Origin of the sequence: Autumnicola psychrophila (assembly GCF_031846645.1) — a bacterium.
GTDB classification, from domain to species: domain Bacteria; phylum Bacteroidota; class Bacteroidia; order Flavobacteriales; family Flavobacteriaceae; genus Autumnicola; species Autumnicola psychrophila.
Genome location: NZ_JAVRHN010000024.1, coordinates 1 through 1,799 on the forward strand (window position 1 = coordinate 1; position 1,799 = coordinate 1,799).

Below are 1,799 nucleotides of genomic sequence, written 5' to 3' on the forward strand. Positions count from 1 at the left end.
GCGGGTCTCGCATACGGCGGTTCAATAATGAAACTCATCGATTGTAGTATTCGATTAGACTAACATAACCTTTCATTTTTAAGCGTTTTACGGTGATGGTGGTACGCAGAATGGGACTTTGAGCCACTGCCCAGCCGCCCATTCGGGTACGACTCCAGGCATAAGCCTGATCTGGATTAATTCCCAACCGAATAAGGTTTTTCCGTTTTCGTTCGGGCTTTTTCCAGTGATGCCAAATGCAATACCGTAAACGATTCCTTAACCATTCTTCCAGCTTTTTAAGCTTTCCTAGAATGGATGCCGGTTTGAAGTAGTTTATCCAGCCCCTTAGCAATAAATTGATTCTGTGGATACGTTCTTCAAAGCTTGCAGGAGTGGTCTTTTTGGTAATATATTTAAGTTTAGCCTTAAATGTTTCCCATTTTGACGCTTCTGCCACAAGTTGATACTTTGCCTTTTCTCCTTTCTTGTAGGTTGGCACAAAACCAAATCCCAGTACCTGAAAGGTTAAAGGCTTACGTATTCCGCTTTTCTTCCTATTGATTGGAAGCTGGATTTTATCCCGCAGAAATTTATAGATACTGTTGCCTACGCGTTTCGCAGCGGGTTTACTTCGAACGTAAATACTAAAATCATCGGCATATCTTACATAGCGGTGTCCTCGCTTTTCCAGTTCTTTATCCAGCTCATTGAGTAGGATATTGGAAAGCAAAGGACTTAAGGGAGAACCTTGCGGGACTCCTTTCCTGCGTTTTTGTAAGTTGCCATTGATTTGTATCGGCGCTCTCAAAAATGACCGCAATAACTTTAAAGTAGCCCGACATTTTACCTTTTTGAATATCAAGTCTAACAGGACATCGTGGGCTACTTCATCAAAGAAGCTCTTTAAATCAATATCGACGATGTTTTGGTAGCCAGAATTGATATTTTCAAGGCTCTGTGTAACGGCTTGATGGGCATTGCGGTTTGGTCTGAATCCATAACTATAATTTTGGAAGACTGGCTCAAATACTGGTTGCAAAACCTGATGTAATGCTTGCTGAAATACCCTGTCGACAACCGTGGGAATACCGAGTAAACGTTTCTTCCCGTTGCTTTTTGGTATTTCAACTCCCAGTATTGGAGCCACCTGATATTCCCCTCGTTCTATCTGCCGGGCGTATTGTTTACCGTGAGCTTTTAGAATAGATTGGAGTCCTGTTATTTGGACATTATCTATACCTGCTGCTCCTTTGTTGCGATACACCTGACGGAAGGCTTGGTTTAGGTTCTTTTTACTTGTTAATTCTTTAATCATTAATACTAAAACAAATTTGTTGTCTCGCTTGATCGAAGGCTATTATTCTACCGGAAGGCTATCCGTAACATAAAATAACTCCAAGGTTCATTAAAGACCATTATCGTTCAGTCCTTCACCGGCTTATCAGGTGGCCGGCTACTATGACTTCGGCTGACTTCTCCATCAAGCCATCCCGTGGCTATGGAGATCTCCCCAGGTAAGAACATCTTCTTTCCCCTAATTCCTGCCGGATCTACTACTTCGGTATTCATTTCGAAAGAAATGTTTAGGACATCACAATGATGTGCTTGCTCATCCAACCTTGTAGCCTCATATCCGGTTCCTGTTCGTCAGTACCAGGGTTTGTAGTCCCGCTTCCTTCAGTCCCAACTTCGCAGTTGGCAACCTTGCGGCTTACTAATGGTTCAAGGCGTCACCCCTGCCCATAAGGGACTTGCACCCTTTAGATTAATCTTTTACCTTTCGGTAAAAGAAAAGATGCCCATGCTGGGCACACACA

General features: G+C 42.9%; 2 protein-coding genes. Both read right to left on the bottom strand.

Features of this window, described 5'->3' with window-relative positions:
• Positions 1-34 precede the first annotated feature (34 nt).
• Positions 35-1,297, bottom strand: coding sequence for a group II intron reverse transcriptase/maturase (gene ltrA, locus RM541_RS17315; protein WP_311501387.1), 1,263 nt, complete (start codon positions 1,295-1,297; stop codon positions 35-37).
• Between the two features lie 107 nt (positions 1,298-1,404).
• Entirely contained in the window at positions 1,405-1,551 is a 147-nt protein-coding gene (locus tag RM541_RS17320) for a hypothetical protein (protein WP_311501388.1), read from the bottom strand.
• Positions 1,552-1,799 lie beyond the last annotated feature (248 nt).

Excerpts from the sequence above, each read along its gene's own strand:
- RM541_RS17320 (WP_311501388.1), bottom strand. The coding sequence starts at position 1,551 with ATGAATACCGAAGTAGTAGATCCGGCAGGAATTAGGGGAAAGAAGATG.
- ltrA (WP_311501387.1), bottom strand. The coding sequence starts at position 1,297 with ATGATTAAAGAATTAACAAGTAAAAAGAACCTAAACCAAGCCTTCCGT.